Below are 21,687 nucleotides of genomic sequence, written 5' to 3' on the forward strand. Positions count from 1 at the left end.
ATGAATGCTGTCATTATTGGTGTTTTGCTGATGCTCGGCCTGACACTATTTAGAGTAAACGTGATTGTTGCAATGACGATCAGTGCTATGGTTGCCGGGCTAAGTGCCGGCCTTGGGTTATCCGATACACTCAATGCCTTTAATTCCGGCCTCTCCGGTGGCGCAGAAATTGCGCTGAGCTATGCGATGTTAGGTGCGTTTGCTGTTGCCATTTCTAAATCTGGGTTAACCCAGATCCTGGCCGACAAGCTGCTGTCACTGGTCCACGGCAATCAGCAAAGTTCCAGTCAGCTGTTAAGTATGCTGATTATGGTTATTATTCTGGGCTGCTCTGTTGCATCACAAAACCTTATTCCGGTGCATATAGCTTTCATCCCAATTCTTATACCGCCACTGTTAGTGATATTTAATCAGCTGAATATCGACCGCCGGGCCATTGCCTGTATTCTGACTTTTGGTCTGGCAACATCCTATATGGTATTGCCTTACGGATTTGGTGGTATCTACCTTTACTCAATCCTGCATAAAAACCTGGTTGATAACGGCCTTGAAATAGTCAATACACAAGTCCCTTATGCAATGGTGATCCCTGCATTAGGGATGCTTATTGGTCTGATCGTTGCAGTGTTCATCAGTTACCGTAAAAAACGTCAATATACACATGATGAAGTTAAGCCAGACATGTCTCAGTCCGGTATCATGACTCATGATGCTCAGGAAAAACGCAAGGTTATCATTGCCGGCACACTGGCGATTGTCTGTTCTTTACTAGCACAGAACGTCAGTGGCTCGATGATTTTGGGCGGTCTGGTTGGCGTTATGATGTTCAGCCTGTTCGGTATTGTTAGGTGGGATCAGAGTTCGGATGTATTTAGTAAAGGCGTGGCTATGATGGCGATGATTGGCTTTATTATGATCTCTGCACAAGGTTTTGCGTCTGTAATGAAAGAAACAGGTCATGTTGCAAGCCTGGTAAGTGCGTGTGCTGATTTTGTTGGCGAGAATAAACCTCTGGCCGCTGCCATGATTTTACTGGTGGGTTTGCTCATTACTATGGGCATTGGTAGCTCCTTCTCGACGGTGCCTATCATCGCAACTCTGTTTGTACCTCTATCAATGGAAGTGGGCTTTTCTGCTATGGCAACGGTTGCACTTGTTGGAACTGCAGGAGCGTTGGGAGACGCAGGTTCACCGGCGTCTGATTCGACCTTAGGTCCAACATCCGGTTTAAACGCCGATGGTCAACACGACCATATCTGGGATTCAGTAGTCCCAACTTTTATTCACTTTAACATCCCTTTGCTCATCTTTGGCTGGATTGCGGCAATGGTGCTATAAAAAAGAAAAGTCGACCCTTGGGTCGACTTTTTCTTTTTAAGGCATCAGCGAAAGCCCAATACGCCTTTAGCTGTCTTTTAAATCGCTAAACAGCACATCAAACCAACGAATATCCTCAGGACCGAGCTGTGCTTGTTTGTACAATAATGGGTCGTGATATACATCTTTGTAGACATGATACATAGCAATTTCCGTTAGTACTTGCCACTTATCGCCGTGAAGCTCCTTTATTTCAGCGGTACTAAAATTAAAATCAAGCAACGGGTCGTGCTGATTCTCTGTAGTACGTAACGCAAGATCTAGCTGTTGTAAAATCGGGTTGATAACCTTAACCGTGCTTGCGTCGCCGAACTCTCTAAGTATGTTTTCTTCTGCTTGTCTGATAGCTTCGACTTCTTTATGCTCGGCCAACTTCTGCGCAGCTGGCCTGAGTGTAAATTTTGAGACTATGCCTGCAACACCCGGGAGTAAAGCTTTAGCAGCGATCCCAGCCCCCAACAAGGGGTTAGTTAAAGCCGCAACACCGCCAATCAAAAGCATACCATAGGTTAGTTTGCGGTCTAATGCGTCTATCTGATCAGCCAGGGAATGCAGTGAACCCGGGTCTGCGCTGGTTCGCTCTATAGCAAGCTGTGCAGCACAGTTAACCATATATTCTCGCAGCTGGGCCTCAGCGTGGGTGGTTGGAAAGTGAAAAACACGCCTTTTTGGCAGGTCATTAACTTCAGGCACCGCTTCGGGCAGGTTCCTCAGAGTATGCAGAGCAAAACCATGTTCACTGAGGGCAAAGGGTACGACAAAATAGTGCTTCTCATCATACCTTATGCCGCTGTTACTTGCAGTCCTCTCCACGGACATGAAAATAGGCAGTCCATTCACTTTTTCTTTTACAAACTGAAAGCCTGATGCCAGCTCTGCTGACACTTTTTCCGGCATATCAGACAACATTACTTTGCCTTTGTTAAGTAACTCTTTCATACAACCCTTTATGACAAGTCCGCGGTATATATACACATAGTTTTTGGTAGTTTATCTTGCATTGGAACCACATAGCGCCGGACCAGTTTAGCCCCTGCCCGTTGTGCGATTTTGATGCTTGCGACATTAAAATCCAGGCAATGAAACTCGATATACCGCATTGCTAGCTCTTCTTGTAATCTGGGTAACATCACGCGGAGAACTTTATCCATTATTGCATTACCGCGTGCTTTTTCACAAAGCCAGTACCCGATTTCACAGGTATTGGGTGCCTCTACCGATTTAACAGCAAAAACACCAATAAATTGATGATGATACATAATAGAAAAATAGCGACTGTCAGACATAGCTAGACGTTCTGAGATATACTTTTTGGCGCCATCCAGATCCGTAACAGACGCTGCCCAGGGCAAGTAAGTTTCCAGGCTCTCCCTGCTCAACTCTACAGCTTCCAGTAGTACACTCGCCTGTTTTATGTTTAGCGGAGTGAGATTTAAATGCGGTGAGATGTCGTAATCCATGAATTCCTTCCAGGTAATACACTATCCTGCTTTTTAAGTTTTGGGCATCGCTAAAAGCGCCTTCCCATCACATTGATGATACTGCAAACCAGCTCGATTATAAAAGGCAGTTTGGTGAAAAATGGGGACATTATTCAGTCATTGCTAAGTATATGAACTCAAATTACTGTATGATGTGTTCTTTGACGATAAAAAGGAGTGTTTGTGACTCCTATATAAAATGATGCTGATTGCGAACTGTCCGTTAGCTAAAGCCATTCAGCATTTGATCACAAACTACTGGCGTGGGTCTGTGGTTATCATCAACGGCTACAAATGTAAAGCTGCCAGAGATAGCAAGATGCTTATCGTCTTTATGCATGGTTTCAAGATATATGTGAACTTCTACCTTCAAGCTGGTATTACCAACATGGGCGACTTTTGCCACAAGTTCAGCGAATGTACCAGCGGGAATAGCTTCTTTAAAATCTACCCGGTCGGATGAAATGGTCACCAAGGGCTTGCGGCAAAAACGTGTTGCAGCAATAAAGGCCACCTCATCCATCCAGGCTAATGCGTCACCACCAAACAAAGTATTGTGATGGTTAGTGCGACCTGGAAACACCGTCTTAGTTACAGAGGTTTGCGAGTCTTTAATTCGTTGAGCTATTACTGCGTCTTTATCTGTTTGTGTCATTCTTTACTGCTTTTCGTTGCGAGTTTATCAATCATTAGAAGTTCAGGATCTAAGCGCTCATTAAACCAATTAAAACGCCAGTCCAAATGTGGTCCGGTTACCCTGCCGGTTGCACCTATATCGGCAATATGGTCGCCAAGTTCTACCAGCTGCCCTTCTTCTACATGTAACTTGTTCAGATGAATATAGGTAGAGGTAATACCATATCCGTGGTCCAGGATCAGGGTACCGCCGCTGTAATAGAGATCTGGATTAGCAAAAACAACTTTGCCTGATACAGGGGCCAATACCGGCGTGCCGGTTTTATTGGCAATGTCCAATCCAAAATGGGGCCTTCTTGGCTTACCGTTAAAATAGCGCTGGCTACCGTAAACACCCGATATTCTGCCCTTAGCTGGTCTATACACAGGGTCATCAAAGTACGGTAGCGTACTGAGTTTACTTCTGGCAGCGCTAACCTGTGCGCCTTCTTTGCGGATCCGCGCGAGGACTTCTTTTGGCGGCGACACATACTTTTTCTCTACGCCAGTAATACGGTCAATATCGTACTCTCGGGACGTGATCAGTAATGACTTGGTGTGTGTTTTGCCATCTTTATCAACCCAACTGAGAGTGTGCTCCACGTCTGCATCCCGGCCAAAGCCAAATACGAACTTACCGTCAGGAGAGATAGCCAGCTCTTTATCGTTGAGGTGCGCTGATTGCACACCTGCCAACTTGCCAACTACCATGCCACCCTGGGTCAGAGAGCCTTTAAGCTCAACTGCATTACTCGCGCCCATGCCAACAAACAAACCAGCCAGCATGATGCCCACTTTTTTTGCTTTACTCAGCCAATCAGGCATAAGCAATTGCTCCTTTTCCTACCCCTTCAAATGCCTTCACTTTCACTTTGCGCTCTGGATATTGAGCTTTAATCTCCCCTGCAAGGTACTCAGCGATACACTCAACAGTACTATCACAGGGGATCAAGTCACACCGTGCTTTGCAGATTGCCAATTCGAAATACCCCTGAGAAGCCGTATAAGCAAAGGCATAGTCATTATCGTTTGCGTTGATATATTGCAGCGCACCTGCGTCGATCAGGTCCTCTTCACTGCCCAGGTAGATGTCCTGCCAGCGCTCAGCCCATTCCTTTTGTAAACGAGGCATACTGATATCATCTAAATAAATACCAAGATCGGAACGATGCCCGTGGATAATACGCTGGCAATTTCCGTCATGTTTTTTCAGGCCATGACTGTAGTGATAGTAAAAACTGCGACTAGGCTCCGGACGAAGTTCAATTTCGACGTCCTTTACGTTATCAGGCATGTTAGGCAAGATTTGTTGCTTCAAAAACGCAATCACAGTGTCTTCGTTGATAACGTCACCCTCGACGATACAAACAGCTTCGTCAGGTGCACTCATAGCGAGGTGATGACCGCCAAATTCACCGTCAAACCTCACTCTGCCGTCTTGCGACGACAAATTGCAATCCAGTTGACTTGGAATTGCCAGCTTATGATCAATTGTGTCATCGATAATGGCCTTGATCTGTTTCTTTACCTTGGCAAAGTCCAGCACCATAGACTCTTCATTTAACTGGCCATGCAATGTCATATCAACAATCCAGCTCTCGCCGACGGCGCCGCGTTTACTACACAAGTAAGAAAAATCAATTACCGTCAAAGCATCTACAAAAAGGATCATAAACTTCCGTTAACATTAAAAACGACTGAGTCAATTATAAAGATTTTTAACACAAAAATCGCCCTGAAAGGTCGAGAAACAAAGAAATTATCAATATGAGATGTCTATTTGAATGGTTTTCATTCATTAACCTCAACCCTGCCAGTTTGATGCGCTTTAAAAACGCTATTATTCTGTGAATATACGCATATAGGATAATAGCGGTACTAGAGTGACGAAGCTCAGCAGTGGTAATTGATAAAGAATTCGGCGCCAAATGGTTAAAGTGCTTAAAGAGCAAGCAAATTTTAACTGTTCAGAGTTGTTTGGCGTACAAGTGTAAGCTAAAGTAGCGGCAATTTAAGACTAAGATTGAAGATTATGGAACCAAAAAATAGCTATACAAAAGAAGAACTGATCCTCTGTGCTGAAGGCAAAATGTTTGGCGAGAACAACTGTCGCCTGCCAATCGATAATATGCTCATGATGGATCGGATCATCGAGATTAATGAGGATGGCGGTGAATTCGGTAAAGGCCAAATCGTTGCAGAGCTGGATATTAACCCTGATCTGTGGTTCTTTGACTGTCACTTCCGTGGCGACCCGGTCATGCCAGGCTGTCTGGGTCTGGATGCGATGTGGCAAATCGTCGGTTTCTTCCTGGGTTGGTCAGGCGGTCCGGGCCTTGGTCGAGCACTGGGTGTGGGTGAAGTTAAATTCACAGGCCAGATCTTGCCAACCGCTAAGAAAGTAACTTACCGTGTAGACATGAAACGTGTTATTAAGCGTAAGCTGTTTATGGGTCTGGCGGACGGCACAGTAGAAGTTGACGGCCGGGTTATTTACGAAGCAAAAGACTTGAAAGTTGGCTTGTTCCAAGACACTAGCGCCTTCTAAGTACCTAAGTGCCTATAAAAACAAAGCCCCTTTAAAGGGGCTTTCGACATTGCTTAGTCATTAGATATTTATAGGAATTTAGGTTTTGTACATGTTGCGGTTATCTATGGCCTCTCGCCATCCCCCCAACCATTCTGATCTGTGCTCTACTTGCTGATATGGACATAAATCTTTGGACCGGCCCGCTAAACCTGCTTTGAATCCCTGGGCATGTGCTCTTTCTAAACGGTCTCTTTTCTGTCTCTTCATAGGTAAATTCCTCACCTTCATATTTTTCAAGTTGCTTTCGTCGTTACGACATCCACATTTAATAAATAGTTAATAAATTCGTAAATATCAATCCGCACGAAACACGACAATGTCCTCTGTACAATTTGATTCAGTGCTTCGCCGCAGGCTGACTGGCAGCCGATAGCTCGAATTCCACTTAACTACTAACATTTTTACTATTGCATATGGTTAAACAACGGCCGACTGTGAATGCACTTTTTTGCCAGACACACGTCGACTAATTCAGGATTGGCCAAACCTTCAAAAACAATAAATCATATATCGTTTTGACATGCAACAGGCTGGCGATGAGTGAGGATAATGAAAATGAAAGAAAAGAGATATAAATACAACAAATCCTTTTTCTTTAGCTATTTTATCTTTTTTACTCTTTTTTGAGGCTTATTTATTAAAATTTAAGCGTAAAAAAACATTCATTAATTTGTAATAAAAAAGGCCGCAGGAATGCGGCCTTAGATCAATGCGTTAAGCACTTTACTGAATTTTCTCAAGACCACCCATGTATGGTCTTAACACGTCTGGCACCACAATAGAACCATCTGCTTGTTGATAGTTTTCTAATATTGCGACCAAAGTGCGGCCAATTGCCAATCCGGATCCGTTTAGCGTATGTAGTAATTCTGGCTTCTTCTCACCTGCACGACGAAAACGTGCCTGCATACGACGAGCCTGGAAATCCTGCATATTTGAACAAGAAGAGATTTCCCGATAAGTGTTTTGTGCAGGCAGCCAAACCTCCAGATCATAGGTTTTAGCGGCACCAAAGCCCATATCACCTGTACACAGGACCACTTTACGATAAGGTAGCTCCAGCGCCTGCAAAATGCCCTCTGCGTGACCAGTAAGCTCTTCCAGCGCAGCCATTGAGTCTTCTGGCTTCACCAGCTGAACCAATTCTACCTTGTCAAACTGATGCTGACGAATAAGACCACGGGTATCACGGCCATAGCTGCCTGCTTCACTTCTGAAACAAGGCGTGTAAGCAGTCATGCGAACAGGTAAGTCTTTTTCATCGAAGATTTCATCTCGAGCACAGTTAGTCAAAGGTACTTCAGCAGTAGGAATAAGGCTGTAGCCGTCTTGGTCTTCACTCAGTGCCTCAGTGTGGAACAAGTCTTCTGCAAACTTAGGCAGCTGACCGGTACCAAAAAGGCTTGCTTTGTTAACCAGGTAAGGCACACACATTTCCGTGTAACCATTTTTATCTGTGTGCGTATCCAGCATAAATTGTGATAACGCGCGGTTCAGACGAGCAATACCGCCACGCATCACGGTAAAGCGTGAGCCACTTAACTTAACACCGGTTTCGAAATCCAAGCCCTTGCCCAGCGCTTCACCCAGGTCAACGTGGTCTTTTACTTCAAAGTCGAATGTTTTAGGCTCGCCCCATTTACTGATTTCAACATTTTCGCTTTCATCAGCACCCACAGGCACATCTTCGGCCGGCAGATTAGGTAAAGTTGCTGCAATATCTTGCAACTGAGCCAGCACTTCATCCTGCTCAGTTTTTGCCGCGCTGAGCTGATCGCCCAGATCTGCAACTGCATCAAGTAGCGGCTGAACATCTTCCCCTTTTGCTTTGGCCTGGCCTATCGCCTTGGAACGGCTGTTACGCTCACTTTGCAGCTCCTGAGTTTTGGTCTGCAGTGTTTTTCGTTTTTCTTCCAGCGCATTAATAGCTGCCACATCAAGTTCAAAGCCACGTTTTTTCAAACGCTCTGCTGCTTCCTCAATGTCCTGGCGTAAATACTTTGCATCTAACATAGTTTGTTCTTTTAACCTTTTTGCATGACTAAGCACAGGCCTATCCAGGCCATGAAAATACACATCACGACATTCAACACTATATTCAGTACCATTTTCACAACCTGGCCTTGCTGGAGTAACAGCAAAGAATCCATTGAAAAGGTAGAGAATGTCGTTAAAGCACCCAAGAAGCCAATTCCGACCAGACTTTTAGCCGGCGATACTTCAATGATCTGCTTATCAATTAATCCGTAGAGAATGCCCATCAACAGTGAACCCAGAATATTAACGGTCAACGTGCCAAAAGGGAATCCCTTACCCAAGAGTTTTAGGGTGAGATCGCTAATAAAAAAGCGCAAGCAAGCGCCAAAGGCACCGCCCGAGGCAATCATTAAGTAGGTTTTAAGTGGATCCATCAGAAGTCATCTTCATCTTTATAGCGCTGCTGTGGACTTTGCTGGTTTTGGGCACGCAAGTAACGGAGCTTTTCCGAAATTTGTTTCTCAAGCCCTCTGTCACTGGGGTCATAGTATCGACGTTGCTGAATCTCCCTGGGGAAATAGCATTCACCCGCAGCAAATGCACCGGGTTCGTTGTGCGCATAGCGATACTCTTCTCCATAGCCAAGCTCCTTCATAAGCTTGGTGGGTGCATTACGTAAATGCTCGGGCACAGGATAATCCGGGTCACTCGCTGCATCTTGTTGCGCCTGATTAAATGCCATATAAACCGCATTGCTTTTTGCAGCACTGGCCAGATAAATCGTTGCCTGCGCAATGGCTCGCTCGCCTTCGCTGGGCCCCACTCTGTGATAAATATCCCAGGCGTTGAGCGCCACCTGCATGGCACGAGGATCGGCATTGCCAATATCTTCAGTGGCTATAGCCAGCAATCTCCTGGCAACGTACAAAGGATCTCCTCCTCCAGCCAGAATCCGACAATACCAGTAAAGCGCAGCATCCGGATCACTACCGCGCACGGATTTATGAAACGCAGAGATCAAGTCATAATAGATGTCGCCACCCTTGTCGTATTTTGCAAGGTGCGAGGGCAAAACCTGCCTTAGCACAGCTTCATCAATCACTATTTGCCCTTCACCATTGGCACCCAGATCAGTGGCCTGTTCGAGCAGGTTTAATGCTTTTCTGGCGTCACCGTCTGCGGCGTGTGACAATGCGTCTATCACAGTATCATCCAGGGTGATTTGCTGGCGGCTGAGCTCATTATCTAGGGACAGTGCCTGGCGTAATACCAAGCCAAGCTCATCCAGGCTCAATGGTTTAAGGGTATAAACTCTGGCCCGGGATAAAATCGCATTATTCAATGCAAATGACGGATTCTCTGTGGTCGCACCGATAAAGATAAAGGTACCGTCCTCAATGTGCGGCAAGAATGCATCTTGTTGCGACTTGTTGAAGCGATGCACCTCGTCGACAAAGAGTATCGTGCGCATCCCGCCCTGAGCCAGGCGGTTTTTTGCTTCAAGGACTTGCTCACGAATTTCTTTCACGCCGGCAGTCACCGCAGATAGCTTACATAGTTGTGCCTTGGCGTGGTGGGCAATGATTTCAGCGAGCGTGGTTTTGCCCACACCGGGTGGTCCCCATAAGATCAGGCTATGACACCGCCCCTGAGAAATCGCTCTGCGCAGCGGGCTGTCAGGCGCCAGAATGTGGCTTTGACCAATATAACCATTCAGGTCCGTTGGGCGCATTCGCGCCGCCAAAGGCCGAACGTCTGGCGCAAAATCAAATCCCAGATTAGTCACTTTGAGTCTGGTCGTCGACGACCACCCCTTCTGGGATCACAAACTTAAACTGCCCGGCATCTATTGGTACATTAATTTGCGCATCACTGAACTTAAAGCTAGAGATCTGGCCAGATGAATCTGTCACGTTAAGTTGGCCTATCTTAAGACTGTTGTCTGCAAACAAAACATCCAGACGCTCCACCTGGGCACCCGTTTGAACGGGCTCGATGCGATACCCGCCTGAAATCTCCGACACACTGTATTTTTGCCACTGTTTGGGGTCTTGTGTTGTTAGCAACACAAAAGGCGTGGTATCAATCAGACCAAGCGTATTGAGTATGGTAGCCTGCTCTGCAAAGCTGTCGAAGTAGACTGTTCTTAACCCATCAGAGACCAGCAGCGTTTCATCAGGTTCATCCTGCTGCCAACGTATTTTTGCTGGATATTGCAAGGCGATTTCACCTTTACCTGACTGGATCAGGTGACCATCCTGATCGATAACGCTTTGCTCAAACTTTGCCCGGAAGCTCTCAAGTGCCTTTAGCTTTTGTTTTAACGACTGCGCCGCGACGCTGACGGTCTGGGCGTCGCTCGTTTGTGCTGCACTTGCAACAGGGATGACCCCAATAACACTCAGGGCCAGAATAAGTGGTTTTAACTTCATTAATTCGCTCCACCTTTAGGTACCAGAACTTCTCTGGCACCATTGTGTCCTGGCGCACTAACGACGCCGGACATTTCCATTTGTTCGACCAGACGAGCTGCGCGGTTGTAGCCTACACGTAACTTACGTTGAACACTCGAGACTGATACCTTGCCTGTTTCAATCACAAATCCCACCGCTTCGTCGTATAGCGGATCCGATTCTTCATCTTCACCTTCGCTTGTCTCGCCTGGCAGTAAAATATCTTCTGTGGCCTCACCACACAAGATGTCGTCGATATAGTTAGGTTTACCACGTGCTTTCCAGTCGCTCACAACCGCATGCACTTCATGGTCGTCTACAAACGCGCCATGTACGCGGATTGGTACACTGGTACCAGGTGGCAGATACAGCATATCACCCATACCCAGCAGGTTTTCAGCGCCTTGCTGATCCAAAATTGTACGTGAGTCTATTTTACTCGATACCTGGAATGCCATCCGCGTTGGGATATTGGCTTTGATCAAACCAGTGATCACATCGACAGAAGGTCGCTGGGTTGCCAGTACCAGATGAATACCCGCTGCACGAGCCTTTTGAGCGATCCGGGCTATTAACTCTTCCACCTTTTTGCCCACAATCATCATCATGTCAGCAAATTCGTCAATCACCACCACAATACTCGGCAGCTTATCGAGTTCCTGGGGCTCATCCGCCATGCCATCGGTATCTTTAAACAGCGGATCCATAATGGGGTGTCCGGCTTCTTTGGCATCCAATATTTTTTGGTTATAGCCTTTGAGATTACGCACTCCCAGTGCCGACATCAGCTTATAACGACGCTCCATTTCACCCACACACCAGCGCAACGCATTGGCAGCTTCTTTCATGTCGGTGACCACCTCACATAACAGGTGGGGAATGCCTTCATACACCGACAATTCGAGCATTTTCGGGTCAATCATGATCATGCGCACATCTTCTGGTGGCGACTTGTATAGCAAGCTTAATATCATGACATTAACGCCCACTGACTTACCTGAACCGGTTGTACCTGCCACCAGCAGGTGCGGCATTTTGGCCAAATCGGCCACCACAGGCTGACCTGCAATGTCTTTACCCAGTACCATAGTCAGTGGCGAGGGATTTTGCTCGAATTTAGGCGCGTTTATAACCTCAGAAAGACGTACTATTTCACGGTTTTTATTAGGTAGCTCCAAGCCCACATAAGTCTTACCCGGGATCACTTCGACGACTCGAACGCTAACCGCAGACAACGAACGTGCCAAATCTTTTGCCAGACCCGTAATTTTCGCTACTTTTATCCCGGGTGCCAGGTCCAGCTCAAAACGAGTAACAACAGGGCCAGGATAAACCCCCATGACCTTGGCCTGAATATTGAAATCCAGTAATTTTGCCTCTACCAGACGAGATACGGCTTCCAATTCCTCTTCGGATATCGGGTTCTTCGCCTTATCGGGTCTGTCCAGCAGATCAAGCGAGGGCAACGGATCTTTCGGCGGCTCAGCTTCTAATAAAGCCTCAAACTGCTCTTTAGCACTTGGCGGCGGCTGATAACCAGAAGTCGGCTTTTCCTTGGGCTTCAATGGTCTGGCTGGCGAAACGACCTTGGTCTCTACAGGCGCAGGTGTGTCGTCTAGCGCATTAAGTGCAGCGACTGTATCAAATGCTTCGTCGTCTACTGCTGAAAAATTAATTTCCTGCTCAAGAATATCATCGAGTTCATCAAACACACTTGGTGCTACAGCGATGTCGTCTCCAGAGCGTTTATCTGTTTCCGGCACCCTGTCCGGAACTGGCTCTTCTGTGACTGGCTCGGCTTTGGGGCCGAATAATCTGTCTTTAAGCTTCTTCGGTTTAGTTTCTTCTGATTCTGGCTGCTCTGCTTCAGTCGACGTATCCAACTCATTTTCTGCATATACATCAACATTGAGTCCATTATCAGGCCCGGCCTCTCTATCCATGGTGTTTATCAGGGCAGATTCTGGCCTCGGTGCCTCACTATCTAAATTTACATTGTCTGGTGTAGGTGTTGTAACAGGCGTGTGTTCTGCACGATGTTTAATCTTTGCAAAACACCACTTACAAAATGCCACTACCTTTTCGCCAATGTAGTCAACGCACTCAACCCAGGAGACACCCGTGAGTAAGGTTAAACCGGCAAAGAAAAAACACAGTAATAAGATGGTGGTACCGGTAAAGTTGAACGCAGGCATCATGGCACTGGCGACCACGTCCCCCACTACCCCACCGGAAGAAAAGTTATAAATATCGTCAAAGTTGATACTGCAGATAGCGCTGGCAGAGGTGATAAACAAGGTACCGCCAATGAGCCTTAATCCCAACGTGGTGTAATCGAGCTGCAATAATTTGTGTGGTTTTTTAAATAACAGGTAGCCGAATAACTGAATAAAAGCCGGCACCAGAAAGGCCAACCAACCAAAACTGAGCAGCAGAATATCGGCAACCCAGGCACCGGCAGCGCCAGTGATGTTATTGACCTTAATAAATTCGCCCGTTTGCGTCCAGGCGGGATCGGCCGGATCAAAGCTGAAGAGTGCGCACAGCGTAAAAATTGCCGCCGCCGTACTGATGATCAGGCCAGTCTCCAGCAGGCGCTGAATACCATTTAAGCGCATTGTGTAATACCTAAATACTGTTTAGTTAATTCTAACATGACTTTTTGCACACCTTAGCAAGAATTTCCTTAGGGTGCACAAGGTTTTATCACTTCACCTTGCTCCCCTTTGACTTCTTCCATAACAACATAAGTACGGCTTTCGCTAATACTAGGCAGTTTCAATAGTATTTCACCCAGAACACCTCGGTATTCAGACATATCTGTTACCCGGGTTTTTAACAGATAATCAAAGTTACCGGATACCAGATGACATTCAATAATCTCGTCATGTTGCTTTACCGCTTGATTGAACCGGTCGAATACGTCAGGCGAATTTTTATTGACTGTCACTTCTACAAAGACCAACAAACCCTGACCCAGTTTGACCGGGTCCACAACCGCCTTGTAGCCTTTTATATAACCTTCACGTTCAAGCTTTTTGACCCGCTCCAGGCAAGGTGTTGCGCTTAGCCCAATCCTTCTGGCCAATTCTACATTAGAAATTCGTCCGTCTTTTTGCAGTTCAACTAAAATCTTTCTATCGGTTCTATCTAACTGAGTATGCATGATCAGTTTTTTATCCTGAATATTTACTTAATGCAGTGTTAATGACTATCAAGTATATCAAAAAAGGTAGGACATACTAGCAAACCATATCTATAATGGTCGAAAATTTTTACCCCGTTCTTAATTGAGGCGAATTGTTATGATTATTGGTGTACCTAAAGAAATAAAAAACCACGAGTACCGTGTTGGTATGGTTCCAGCAAGTGTTCGTGAACTGATTAATCACGGCCACCAGGTAATAGTAGAAACAAATGCTGGTATCGGTATCGGTTTCACTGACGAAGACTACATTCAGGTAGGCGCTGAGATCCGTGATACGGCAGCGCAGGTATTTGAAGAAGCAGACATGATCGTGAAAGTAAAAGAGCCTCAGGCTGTTGAGCGTGCGATGCTTCGTGAAGATCAAATCCTGTTCACTTACCTGCACCTTGCACCTGACCTGCCTCAGACAGAAGACCTGGTTAAGAGCGGCGCAATCTGTATTGCATATGAAACAGTGACTGACGCACGTGGCGGTCTACCTCTGCTTGCGCCTATGTCAGAAGTGGCTGGCCGTATGTCTATTCAGGCTGGTGCTCAGGCGCTTGAAAAGTCTCGCGAAGGTCGTGGCATGCTGCTAGGCGGCGTACCAGGCGTAGAACCTGCTAAAGTGGTTGTTATCGGTGGCGGTATGGTTGGCCGTAACGCTGCACAAATGGCGGTCGGTCTGGGTGCTGACGTTACTATCCTTGATCGTAACATCGATGTACTTCGCAGCCTGAACGCTCAGTTCGGCAGCCAGGCAAAAGTGATCTACTCAACTGCTGATGCACTTGAGAAGCACGTACTGGAAGCAGACCTGGTTATCGGTGGTGTACTTATCCCGGGTGCCGCTGCACCTAAGCTGGTTACTGCGGATCACATCAAAGCGATGAAGCCAGGTGCTGCCATTGTTGACGTTGCTATCGACCAGGGTGGTTGTATTGCCACTTCTAAAGCAACTACACACGCAGAGCCAACTTACATTGTTGACGACGTAGTTCACTACTGTGTTGCTAACATGCCAGGTGCTGTGCCACGTACTTCTACATTCGCACTGAACAATGCGACTCTGCCTTACATCATCAAGCTTGCAAACCTGGGTTACAAAGAAGCCTTGCTTGCTGATCAGCACTTCCTGAATGGTCTGAATGTAATGAAAGGTCAGATCACGTGTAAAGAAGTGGCTGAGGGTTTCAACATGGAATATGTTGACGCACGTGCAGCGCTTGCTAACGTGTAATAGAGACGTATAACGTTTAAAAAGCCTCGCTCTAGCGGGGCTTTTTGCTTTTTACAGCGCCCTGAAACAGAGAGTTGCCTGCACCACAGATTATTGACTATCTTTTTATAATAGTCAGTCGTACAGGTAGTGTTGCATGGCCATTTCCCTTACACAGCAAGAAAAACTCATTTTAAAAACGGTCAATATTCCTCCGCGCCCTCAGGCACTGTTGCAGTTTTCAGAAGAAGCGAAACTTCCCGAGCCCAACATCACCAAAATTTCTGAAATTTTACAAGGCGATGTGGCGATCAGTGCGGCCATTTTGCAAGTAGTGAACTCTGCCGCCTTTCGGCGCTCTCGCGAGATCGACTCCATCGAACAAGCCGTTATGATGCTGGGTCTGAAACGGCTTATTCCCCTGGTGAAAGCCGTCGCTTTAAAGTCATCCGTTGACTTGCCACCAGCGCTCAGTGACTTTTGGGAAACCCAGTCAGAGATAGGACAACATGCTTCATTAATCTGCAACCGACTAAACCGCTCCGCACTGGCCAATCATGCCTACATGCTCGGTTTGTTTCACGGTGTTGGCATTCCAATTTTATGTCAGCACTTTGATGACTATCAGAGTGTATTAGACAAAGCGCAAACCGATGGCTGGACCGAAGCAAGTCAGTTTGAATTCGAACAATATCATACCAGCCATGGCACCATAGGTGCGTTACTGGCGCAGCAATGGCGACTGCCAAAGATAGTCATTAATGTGATTTATTATCAACACGATGTCGATGGCATTCTCACTTCGGGAGAGCTGGATAGTCTTGGCAACGACTTGCTGTCTATTTTAAAGATTGCGCGTCACAAAACGTATTTGTCTACCAACCCCGTAAGCGAACAAAACCCTGAGTGGCAAGTGATCAAAGATGATGTGATGGATTATCTGGAAATATCCGATGAAGAGCTGGATGAACTCTGGGGTGAATAGTCACGCTCCAGCCAAAAAGGCAGGAGCGCAACTATTGACAAAATAATGGACGGTTATTCTGAGAACGTCACTTCCGTATCCTGACTCACAGAAACTGATTGCGTCGAGTACAATGCAAATGTCGTATCTACTGACTCAGGGTCATCAAGATGTCCCAGACACGAATACGCTATCTGATAGTCCCCTGCGGGTACAAAGCCTATCTCGAACTGACCCTCCTGATTGAGTACTGCCGTTGCCATAGGTCCGTTACCCTCTTCCTGCACATCTCCAAGCTCGCCTTCAGTCTGGGTATACAGATAGATAACCTGCTTAAACCCACCTATTGTCGGTGCCAGAGTAGAATTATCGGCGATACAGGCTGTTTGCAGATCAGCCGTTACGGCGCCTGAAATATCAAATACCAGCGCCTGATTTTCAAGCCTGACGGCGGTTGGCTTCAGGTAGACCGTGCTACTGTTACCTGTTTTGACCAGCGCTTTACCCAAGTCAAACTCCAGGACATAGTCATTTTCCCCCTGGTTAACCAGCACAGAATTGACTTGGATTTCACCCTCACCATCATTGCCTTTGCGCTTTACAACCAGTGCGGCCCGACTTTCATCTTCATACACAACATGAGAGTGCATCTCGCTAACTTCGCCCTCAACACCATTGACGACAGTGACACGCATCCATTCATAGTCACCGGCGTCAATTTCCTTATCAGCGATCAGCTCGAATGTGCTGCTACCCTGATAAGCCAGTAAGTTCACTTTTTGTGGATTACCTGATTCATCCAGCGTTTCAAAACGTGTCGTCGTACCGCCAGAGCTTTGCAGAACAACCTCTTTAAATACTAAGTTTACTGCAGCCACATTGTTAACGGCCGCATCCGACACCCCCAAAGTAAACCTGGCTTTTTGTTCCGACTGCACATCCGTTTGAGTGCCAGAGCCGCTATTGCTATCGCTACCACCGCAGGCAACCAAAAATGTTGAAGCCAAAGCCAGACCACATACTTTGCGTAACATATCCAAACCCCTTTATTGCCATATTCACAACTTAATGTAATCAACTTGTGATGAACGTAACTTTAATAGTCCGGTCCTGTTTTGAAGTCAAAGCCCATCATTGGATTTAAATACCTAAATAATTGAAAGTTTCCGTCAATGATTTACCTTTATAGAGGGAAGCAGTTAGGAGATATGCCTGTGAAGTTCAAATTTAAGGTAATTGCCGTTTCAGCCTCAGTGCTCTTTCTGGCCTTGTTACTACTATCACTTAAACAGTATTTTTTGCTGAAAGATAATTTACAACAACAAGTCAATGATAGTGTGGGAGAAATCATTCAGGGGATCAGCAATACGGTGACCTCGCAAATGCAGGGTGCCATTGATTTGGCAGTTCTGACCACCGGCCTGGTAGAGCAAAGCGACACGCTACAAGATGCTCTGCCACTGATTTCACAGCCAAAGCTGAAAGAGACCTTTTTACTGATAGGCTATGGCGAAGACGCAACCGGCAACTATGTAGCCAGTGATCCGGGTTGGGATCCAGGCCCTACCTGGGATCCGCGGGTGCGACCCTGGTTTGCCGGCGCAAAACAAGCAAACCAGCTGATAGTCACAGCCCCATACGCCGATTCGGTCACCAAAGAAATTGTGGTATCCGTGGGTACGCCTGTCGAAAAAGGGGGACGTTTCCATGGCGCTATCTTTTTTGACGTCAGTCTGGCCAAGCTCGGTAACATGATCAATTCTTTCGAATTATTCGACTCAGGCTTTGCCTTTATGGTCAGTAAAGATGGCACTATTATCTCTCACCCCAATACAGAGCTTAATGGCCAACAAGCTAGCGAGTTTTTGGGCCGTACTCAGGTATCACAAATAGTGCAGGAAGTTGAAATGAACAACCGCACCTATCTGGTCACCTTTAAAGATGTGGAAGGGCTGGACTGGTACGTTGGTGTGGCACTTGAGAAAGACAAAGTATTTAGTGCAGTTGATACCATGGCACAAGACGCCATTTTATTCTCATTTATCGCCGTGATAGCCGCTGTAGTCGTACTTTCTTTGGTCATAAACTTGCTACTAAAACCGCTTGAAGACATCAATGTCGCCATGGCGAATATTGCGCAAGGTCACGCAGACCTGACCGTGCGTTTACAGGCTTCTAATGAGCCAGAATTCGCCTCACTGGCAGAGAATTTCAATCGCTTTACCTCTCGTCTGCAAAATCTGATTGCGGATATACAACAACTTGGCCACGAAGTACTAGAAGATGCCCGCCAGACTTCAACAGGTGCAAACCAGGCAACTATGGCTATCGAAGAGCAGCTTAATGCGCTGAATACGCTGGCCACCGCGACAGGTAATATGTCAAATACAGAGCAGCAAGTAGCGGATACCGCTCAACAGGCTGCAGATGCCATACAGAACACCGACAACCTTGCCAGTAACGGCGAAACCATAGTCGCTGAGTCCACTGATGCCATCACCGAGCTGTCTGTACAGATAAAACGTGCGGTCGATGTGGTAGCCGAGCTGGAAGTCTCTTCGTCGGGCATTGAACAGATCTTGTCTGTGATCAATGGCATTGCCGAACAAACCAACCTACTGGCGCTCAATGCTGCGATAGAAGCAGCCCGAGCTGGTGAGTCGGGTCGCGGGTTTGCCGTTGTTGCCGATGAGGTCAGGACCCTGGCACAACGCACTCAGGAAGCCACTACAGAAATCAAAGCCATGATTGACCAATTACAAAGCGGCGCACAAAGCGCCGTTGGGGTGATGAATCAGAGCCAGAGTATTGTGGAAAAGTCGGTCAATAAAGCCAATGACACCCGTGAAGCCCTTGAGTCGATCCGCCAGTCTATAGCAAGCATTGTTGATTTAAACGTCAGCATTGCGGATATGATCAGTGAACAAAAGCATGTGGTAGAAGAGGTGAATAATAACGCCTCGCAAATTCGCAACTTGTCAGACACTGTCTTTGATGAAGCCAAAGCCGTTGATCACACCATGCAGTCTCAGGTAGAGAAAATTGCCAAGCAGGAAAACATGTTAGAACAATTCAGAGTCTAATTCTGAAACAGCATAATACTAGCGAGTGCGGTTAAAACTCGCTAGTATATGGATATAAAGACAGTATCAATATCATTTTGGCATATGCATAGCGACCTAAAAGAGACTTTCGAGCAATATTTCCAGATTGCCGAATCAAACCAAATCAATCTGTACCCGGTAGATGCCAACATGGTACCAAAGAGCCAGGCACAGCTTGAAGCTGCCATTCCGCCTCTGTTCAGGCTGGCAAATGAAATCAATGAGCTGGATTTAAATGCGCTAAGACCATTGCGCAACCTTGGCGATGTGGCAAGCGACCTGGCCGCCTATCTGCAGGCCCAGTCACGAAAAATCGACTTAATCATGAGCCATATCCTGGCCACGGAACAACCCGAAGACGAATTGCTGAGGTGCGACAGTTACGGTGGTGGCGGCATTACGGCAACGCTTGAGCAGGACTATGACATTGGCCAGAACTTCAGGACCAAGGTATTTCTGCAACACGAAGCCAGCGCCATCTTTTGTTATGCGCAGGTCATAGACAAAGAAGCTGTGGACTCGGGCTTTCGCTATACCCTGGCTTTTACCCAGATCCGCGATAATGATCAAGAGCTACTGGTCCGTGCCAGTTTACATGCTCAAACCCGGCAGCTAAAAAAACGTCAGTCGCCTGACGAAAACGAACAAAATAGCTGACAGCCAAGCTGTCAGTGCTAAACTAGTCGTCTACTAATTTTGATTGATAACACCATGAGTTTTACACTTTTACCCGAGTGGGCTCCGCAAGATGCGGTGATGCTCACCTGGCCACATCCCGATACCGACTGGGCGGATATTTTACCCCAGGTTGAACCCGTTTATATCGCTTTGTGTCAGCAGATCTCTCAAGTTGAGAAAGTGGTTATTGTGGCACACAGTACTGAGCTAAAAGCACACATTAACCGTAAACTTATCGCCGCAGACGTCGACATAACGCAAATTGTGTTCGTGGATGCGCCCTGCAATGACACCTGGGCCCGCGATCATGGTCCACTCACCACGCGTGACACATCGGGTCAGCTGTCTGTGAAAGACTTCACCTTTAATGGCTGGGGTAATAAGTTTGCCGCCGAGCTGGATAATCAGATTAACGCGCAGCTTCAGGCTCAAGTCGCCAACCCTGCAAACCACTATGAGCGCATCGAGCTGGTACTTGAAGGCGGCGGTATTGAAATTGACGAAGCAGGTACCCTGTTAACCACCTCTGAGTGTTTGCTCAATCCAAACCGTAATCCGCACCTGAGCAAAACCGAGCTTGAACAGGAGTTAAGTAACACACTGGGCGCAAAACAGTTCCTGTGGGTCGACCATGGTTTTTTAGCAGGTGACGATACCGACAGCCATATTGATACGCTGGTGCGCTTTGCCCCCAATGATACTTTGGTGTATGTCAGCTGTGATGACCCGCAGGATGAGCATTATGCGGCCCTGAGCGCCATGGAAACACAACTTAAGTCGTTCCGCACACCCCAGGGTCAGCCATACAACCTGGTTGCTCTACCCTGGCCCAAAGCGGTCTTTAACGATGAAGGCGACCGTTTACCTGCCACCTATGCAAATTATCTGATCATCAATGACACCGTTTTGATGCCGCTATATGGCGATGACAAAGATGCCCAAGCGCTGACTCAATTGCAAAGCGCTCACCCGGAACGTACCGTGATTGGCATTGACTGCCTGCCTATTATTCATCAGTTTGGCAGCCTGCACTGTATTACAATGCAGCTACCCGCCGGATTTTTAAAACAGGACTAAATTTTAATGAGTAACAACACGTTAAAAGTCGCACTGGTTCAGCACAGCAATAGTGCTGATTTACAAAACAACCTGGATAAGTCCATTGCCGGGATCCGTGATGCCGCAGCTCAGGGTGCAAAACTCGTGGTATTACAGGAGCTGCATCGCAGCCTGTATTTTTGCCAAACCGAAGATACCGATTTGTTTGACCTGGCAGAAACCATTCCAGGCCCAAGTACAGACCTATTTTGCCAGCTTGCCAAAGAGCTGAACCTAGTGATCGTTGCCTCGCTTTTTGAAAAGCGCGCAACCGGCTTGTATCACAACACGGCGGTAGTATTCGAAGCCGACGGCAGCATTGCCGGTAAATATCGTAAAATGCACATTCCTGACGATCCGGGTTTTTATGAAAAGTTCTACTTTACACCAGGCGACATGGGCTTTACCCCAATTCAAACCTCAGTCGGTAAACTGGGTGTGCTGGTATGCTGGGATCAATGGTTCCCCGAAGGCGCACGCTTAATGGCGATGGCCGGTGCTGACATGTTAATCTACCCCACCGCCATTGGCTGGGATCCGCGCGATGATAAGGACGAGCAAATTCGTCAGCGCGACGCCTGGATGATCGCACAGCGCGCCCACGCCGTATCTAATGGTCTGCCAGTGTTGAGTGTCAACCGTGTTGGTCACGAAACCGACCCCAGCGCCCAAAGCGAAGGGATCGAGTTCTGGGGTAACTCCTTTGTCGCCGGACCTCAGGGTGAACTGCTGGCACACGCCAGTGAGACTGAAGAGCAACTATTGGTCGTTGAGCTGGACCAGAGCCGCAGTGAATCGGTACGACGCATCTGGCCTTACCTAAGAGATCGTCGCATCGACCATTATCAGGATCTTTGCAAAATCTACCGGGATTAAAGCATCCC

At 47.0% G+C, this 21,687-nt stretch carries 21 protein-coding genes; 8 read left to right on the forward strand and 13 right to left on the reverse strand.

The features are described from left to right. Positions 1-1,338 (forward strand): Na+/H+ antiporter family protein, encoded by a 1,338-nt coding sequence (locus ACXAH1_RS04695; protein WP_475194304.1) that lies wholly within the window; start codon positions 1-3, stop codon positions 1,336-1,338. A 66-nt stretch (positions 1,339-1,404) separates the two neighbouring features. Here the strand turns inward: ACXAH1_RS04695 and ACXAH1_RS04700 are convergent, their stop codons facing one another. The 5 genes from ACXAH1_RS04700 to ACXAH1_RS04720 all read right to left on the reverse strand — a co-directional run bounded on the left by ACXAH1_RS04700 (position 1,405) and on the right by ACXAH1_RS04720 (position 5,205). Then, on the reverse strand, positions 1,405-2,316 hold the full coding sequence (locus ACXAH1_RS04700; RefSeq protein ID WP_475194307.1) for a hypothetical protein: 912 nt from the start codon (positions 2,314-2,316) through the stop codon (positions 1,405-1,407). A gap of 8 nt (positions 2,317-2,324) precedes the next feature. Beyond that, entirely contained in the window at positions 2,325-2,837 is a 513-nt protein-coding gene (locus ACXAH1_RS04705; RefSeq protein WP_475194310.1) for a GNAT family N-acetyltransferase, read from the reverse strand. Positions 2,838-3,081: 244 nt separating this feature from the next. Next, positions 3,082-3,513 (reverse strand): acyl-CoA thioesterase, encoded by a 432-nt coding sequence (locus ACXAH1_RS04710; RefSeq protein WP_049864149.1) that lies wholly within the window; start codon positions 3,511-3,513, stop codon positions 3,082-3,084. Next, positions 3,510-4,319 carry a M23 family metallopeptidase gene (locus tag ACXAH1_RS04715; protein ID WP_475194449.1) on the reverse strand — a complete coding sequence of 270 codons (810 nt, stop codon included), beginning with the start codon at positions 4,317-4,319 and terminating at the stop codon, positions 3,510-3,512. Before ACXAH1_RS04715 ends, ACXAH1_RS04710 begins: the two co-directional genes overlap by 4 nt. A 31-nt stretch (positions 4,320-4,350) precedes the next feature. After that, a complete protein-coding gene (locus tag ACXAH1_RS04720; protein ID WP_475194313.1) occupies positions 4,351-5,205 on the reverse strand; it encodes a 6-carboxytetrahydropterin synthase in 855 nt (284 codons plus the stop codon). A gap of 360 nt (positions 5,206-5,565) precedes the next feature. Here ACXAH1_RS04720 and fabA point away from each other — a divergent pair, with 360 nt between their 5' ends. Next, positions 5,566-6,081, forward strand: a complete 516-nt coding sequence (gene fabA, locus ACXAH1_RS04725; protein WP_010384707.1) for a bifunctional 3-hydroxydecanoyl-ACP dehydratase/trans-2-decenoyl-ACP isomerase — start codon at positions 5,566-5,568, stop codon at positions 6,079-6,081. Positions 6,082-6,159: 78 nt separating this feature from the next. On the opposite strand, the gene rmf is transcribed toward fabA, so the two are convergent. The 7 genes from rmf to lrp form a co-directional block, all read right to left on the reverse strand. Then, positions 6,160-6,330: a ribosome modulation factor gene (gene rmf / locus ACXAH1_RS04730; protein WP_010384607.1), complete on the reverse strand. Its 171-nt coding sequence runs from the start codon at positions 6,328-6,330 to the stop codon at positions 6,160-6,162. Positions 6,331-6,846: 516 nt separating this feature from the next. Then, entirely contained in the window at positions 6,847-8,136 is a 1,290-nt protein-coding gene (gene serS, locus ACXAH1_RS04735; RefSeq protein ID WP_475194317.1) for a serine--tRNA ligase, read from the reverse strand. 11 nt (positions 8,137-8,147) lie between these two features. Beyond that, positions 8,148-8,534 (reverse strand): fluoride efflux transporter CrcB, encoded by a 387-nt coding sequence (gene crcB / locus ACXAH1_RS04740; protein ID WP_475194320.1) that lies wholly within the window; start codon positions 8,532-8,534, stop codon positions 8,148-8,150. Further along, positions 8,534-9,886, reverse strand: a complete 1,353-nt coding sequence (locus ACXAH1_RS04745) for a replication-associated recombination protein A (RefSeq protein WP_475194321.1) — start codon at positions 9,884-9,886, stop codon at positions 8,534-8,536. The genes crcB and ACXAH1_RS04745 overlap by 1 nt, the downstream gene beginning before the upstream one ends. After that, positions 9,879-10,532, reverse strand: coding sequence for an outer membrane lipoprotein periplasmic chaperone LolA (lolA, locus tag ACXAH1_RS04750; protein WP_475194324.1), 654 nt, complete (start codon positions 10,530-10,532; stop codon positions 9,879-9,881). The genes ACXAH1_RS04745 and lolA overlap by 8 nt, the downstream gene beginning before the upstream one ends. Further along, positions 10,532-13,171, reverse strand: coding sequence for a DNA translocase FtsK (locus ACXAH1_RS04755; RefSeq protein WP_475194325.1), 2,640 nt, complete (start codon positions 13,169-13,171; stop codon positions 10,532-10,534). Before ACXAH1_RS04755 ends, lolA begins: the two co-directional genes overlap by 1 nt. Positions 13,172-13,239: 68 nt before the next feature. After that, positions 13,240-13,719: a leucine-responsive transcriptional regulator Lrp gene (gene lrp / locus ACXAH1_RS04760; RefSeq protein WP_046004417.1), complete on the reverse strand. Its 480-nt coding sequence runs from the start codon at positions 13,717-13,719 to the stop codon at positions 13,240-13,242. A gap of 139 nt (positions 13,720-13,858) precedes the next feature. Here lrp and ald point away from each other — a divergent pair, with 139 nt between their 5' ends. Further along, on the forward strand, positions 13,859-14,980 hold the full coding sequence (gene ald / locus ACXAH1_RS04765) for an alanine dehydrogenase (RefSeq protein ID WP_046004416.1): 1,122 nt from the start codon (positions 13,859-13,861) through the stop codon (positions 14,978-14,980). A gap of 136 nt (positions 14,981-15,116) precedes the next feature. Continuing rightward, complete coding sequence (locus ACXAH1_RS04770; RefSeq protein WP_475194328.1) at positions 15,117-15,944, forward strand: HDOD domain-containing protein; 828 nt, start codon at positions 15,117-15,119, stop codon at positions 15,942-15,944. Positions 15,945-15,997: 53 nt separating this feature from the next. Here the strand turns inward: ACXAH1_RS04770 and ACXAH1_RS04775 are convergent, their stop codons facing one another. After that, a complete protein-coding gene (locus ACXAH1_RS04775; protein WP_475194331.1) occupies positions 15,998-16,957 on the reverse strand; it encodes a DUF4382 domain-containing protein in 960 nt (319 codons plus the stop codon). Positions 16,958-17,131: 174 nt separating this feature from the next. On the opposite strand from ACXAH1_RS04775, the gene ACXAH1_RS04780 reads away from it, so the two are divergent. From ACXAH1_RS04780 to ACXAH1_RS04795, 4 genes are all read left to right on the forward strand, one after another. Then, the gene (locus ACXAH1_RS04780; RefSeq protein ID WP_475194334.1) at positions 17,132-19,006 is read left to right on the forward strand and encodes a methyl-accepting chemotaxis protein; all 1,875 of its coding nucleotides are present in this window, start codon (positions 17,132-17,134) and stop codon (positions 19,004-19,006) included. 84 nt (positions 19,007-19,090) lie between these two features. Next, positions 19,091-19,684 carry a PilZ domain-containing protein gene (locus tag ACXAH1_RS04785; RefSeq protein WP_475194336.1) on the forward strand — a complete coding sequence of 198 codons (594 nt, stop codon included), beginning with the start codon at positions 19,091-19,093 and terminating at the stop codon, positions 19,682-19,684. A 54-nt stretch (positions 19,685-19,738) separates the two neighbouring features. Next, on the forward strand, positions 19,739-20,782 hold the full coding sequence (locus ACXAH1_RS04790; protein WP_475194339.1) for an agmatine deiminase family protein: 1,044 nt from the start codon (positions 19,739-19,741) through the stop codon (positions 20,780-20,782). 6 nt (positions 20,783-20,788) lie between these two features. Beyond that, the gene (locus ACXAH1_RS04795; protein ID WP_475194341.1) at positions 20,789-21,679 is read left to right on the forward strand and encodes a carbon-nitrogen hydrolase; all 891 of its coding nucleotides are present in this window, start codon (positions 20,789-20,791) and stop codon (positions 21,677-21,679) included. Positions 21,680-21,687 lie beyond the last annotated feature (8 nt).

It is taken from the genome of Pseudoalteromonas sp. AWH4_217, assembly GCF_056161105.1.

What these genes read in the sequence shown, in the direction of transcription:
- ACXAH1_RS04695 (WP_475194304.1), top strand. Translation starts at nt 1, where the DNA reads ATGAATGCTGTCATTATTGGTGTTTTGCTGATGCTCGGCCTGACACTA.
- ACXAH1_RS04700 (WP_475194307.1), bottom strand. Translation starts at nt 2,316, where the DNA reads ATGAAAGAGTTACTTAACAAAGGCAAAGTAATGTTGTCTGATATGCCG.
- ACXAH1_RS04705 (WP_475194310.1), bottom strand. Translation starts at nt 2,837, where the DNA reads ATGGATTACGACATCTCACCGCATTTAAATCTCACTCCGCTAAACATA.
- ACXAH1_RS04710 (WP_049864149.1), bottom strand. Translation starts at nt 3,513, where the DNA reads ATGACACAAACAGATAAAGACGCAGTAATAGCTCAACGAATTAAAGAC.
- ACXAH1_RS04715 (WP_475194449.1), bottom strand. Translation starts at nt 4,319, where the DNA reads ATGCTGGCTGGTTTGTTTGTTGGCATGGGCGCGAGTAATGCAGTTGAG.
- ACXAH1_RS04720 (WP_475194313.1), bottom strand. Translation starts at nt 5,205, where the DNA reads ATGATCCTTTTTGTAGATGCTTTGACGGTAATTGATTTTTCTTACTTG.
- fabA (WP_010384707.1), top strand. Translation starts at nt 5,566, where the DNA reads ATGGAACCAAAAAATAGCTATACAAAAGAAGAACTGATCCTCTGTGCT.
- rmf (WP_010384607.1), bottom strand. Translation starts at nt 6,330, where the DNA reads ATGAAGAGACAGAAAAGAGACCGTTTAGAAAGAGCACATGCCCAGGGA.
- serS (WP_475194317.1), bottom strand. Translation starts at nt 8,136, where the DNA reads ATGTTAGATGCAAAGTATTTACGCCAGGACATTGAGGAAGCAGCAGAG.
- crcB (WP_475194320.1), bottom strand. Translation starts at nt 8,534, where the DNA reads ATGGATCCACTTAAAACCTACTTAATGATTGCCTCGGGCGGTGCCTTT.
- lolA (WP_475194324.1), bottom strand. Translation starts at nt 10,532, where the DNA reads ATGAAGTTAAAACCACTTATTCTGGCCCTGAGTGTTATTGGGGTCATC.
- ACXAH1_RS04755 (WP_475194325.1), bottom strand. Translation starts at nt 13,171, where the DNA reads ATGCGCTTAAATGGTATTCAGCGCCTGCTGGAGACTGGCCTGATCATC.
- lrp (WP_046004417.1), bottom strand. Translation starts at nt 13,719, where the DNA reads ATGCATACTCAGTTAGATAGAACCGATAGAAAGATTTTAGTTGAACTG.
- ald (WP_046004416.1), top strand. Translation starts at nt 13,859, where the DNA reads ATGATTATTGGTGTACCTAAAGAAATAAAAAACCACGAGTACCGTGTT.
- ACXAH1_RS04770 (WP_475194328.1), top strand. Translation starts at nt 15,117, where the DNA reads ATGGCCATTTCCCTTACACAGCAAGAAAAACTCATTTTAAAAACGGTC.
- ACXAH1_RS04775 (WP_475194331.1), bottom strand. Translation starts at nt 16,957, where the DNA reads ATGTTACGCAAAGTATGTGGTCTGGCTTTGGCTTCAACATTTTTGGTT.
- ACXAH1_RS04780 (WP_475194334.1), top strand. Translation starts at nt 17,132, where the DNA reads ATGCCTGTGAAGTTCAAATTTAAGGTAATTGCCGTTTCAGCCTCAGTG.
- ACXAH1_RS04785 (WP_475194336.1), top strand. Translation starts at nt 19,091, where the DNA reads ATGCATAGCGACCTAAAAGAGACTTTCGAGCAATATTTCCAGATTGCC.
- ACXAH1_RS04790 (WP_475194339.1), top strand. Translation starts at nt 19,739, where the DNA reads ATGAGTTTTACACTTTTACCCGAGTGGGCTCCGCAAGATGCGGTGATG.
- ACXAH1_RS04795 (WP_475194341.1), top strand. Translation starts at nt 20,789, where the DNA reads ATGAGTAACAACACGTTAAAAGTCGCACTGGTTCAGCACAGCAATAGT.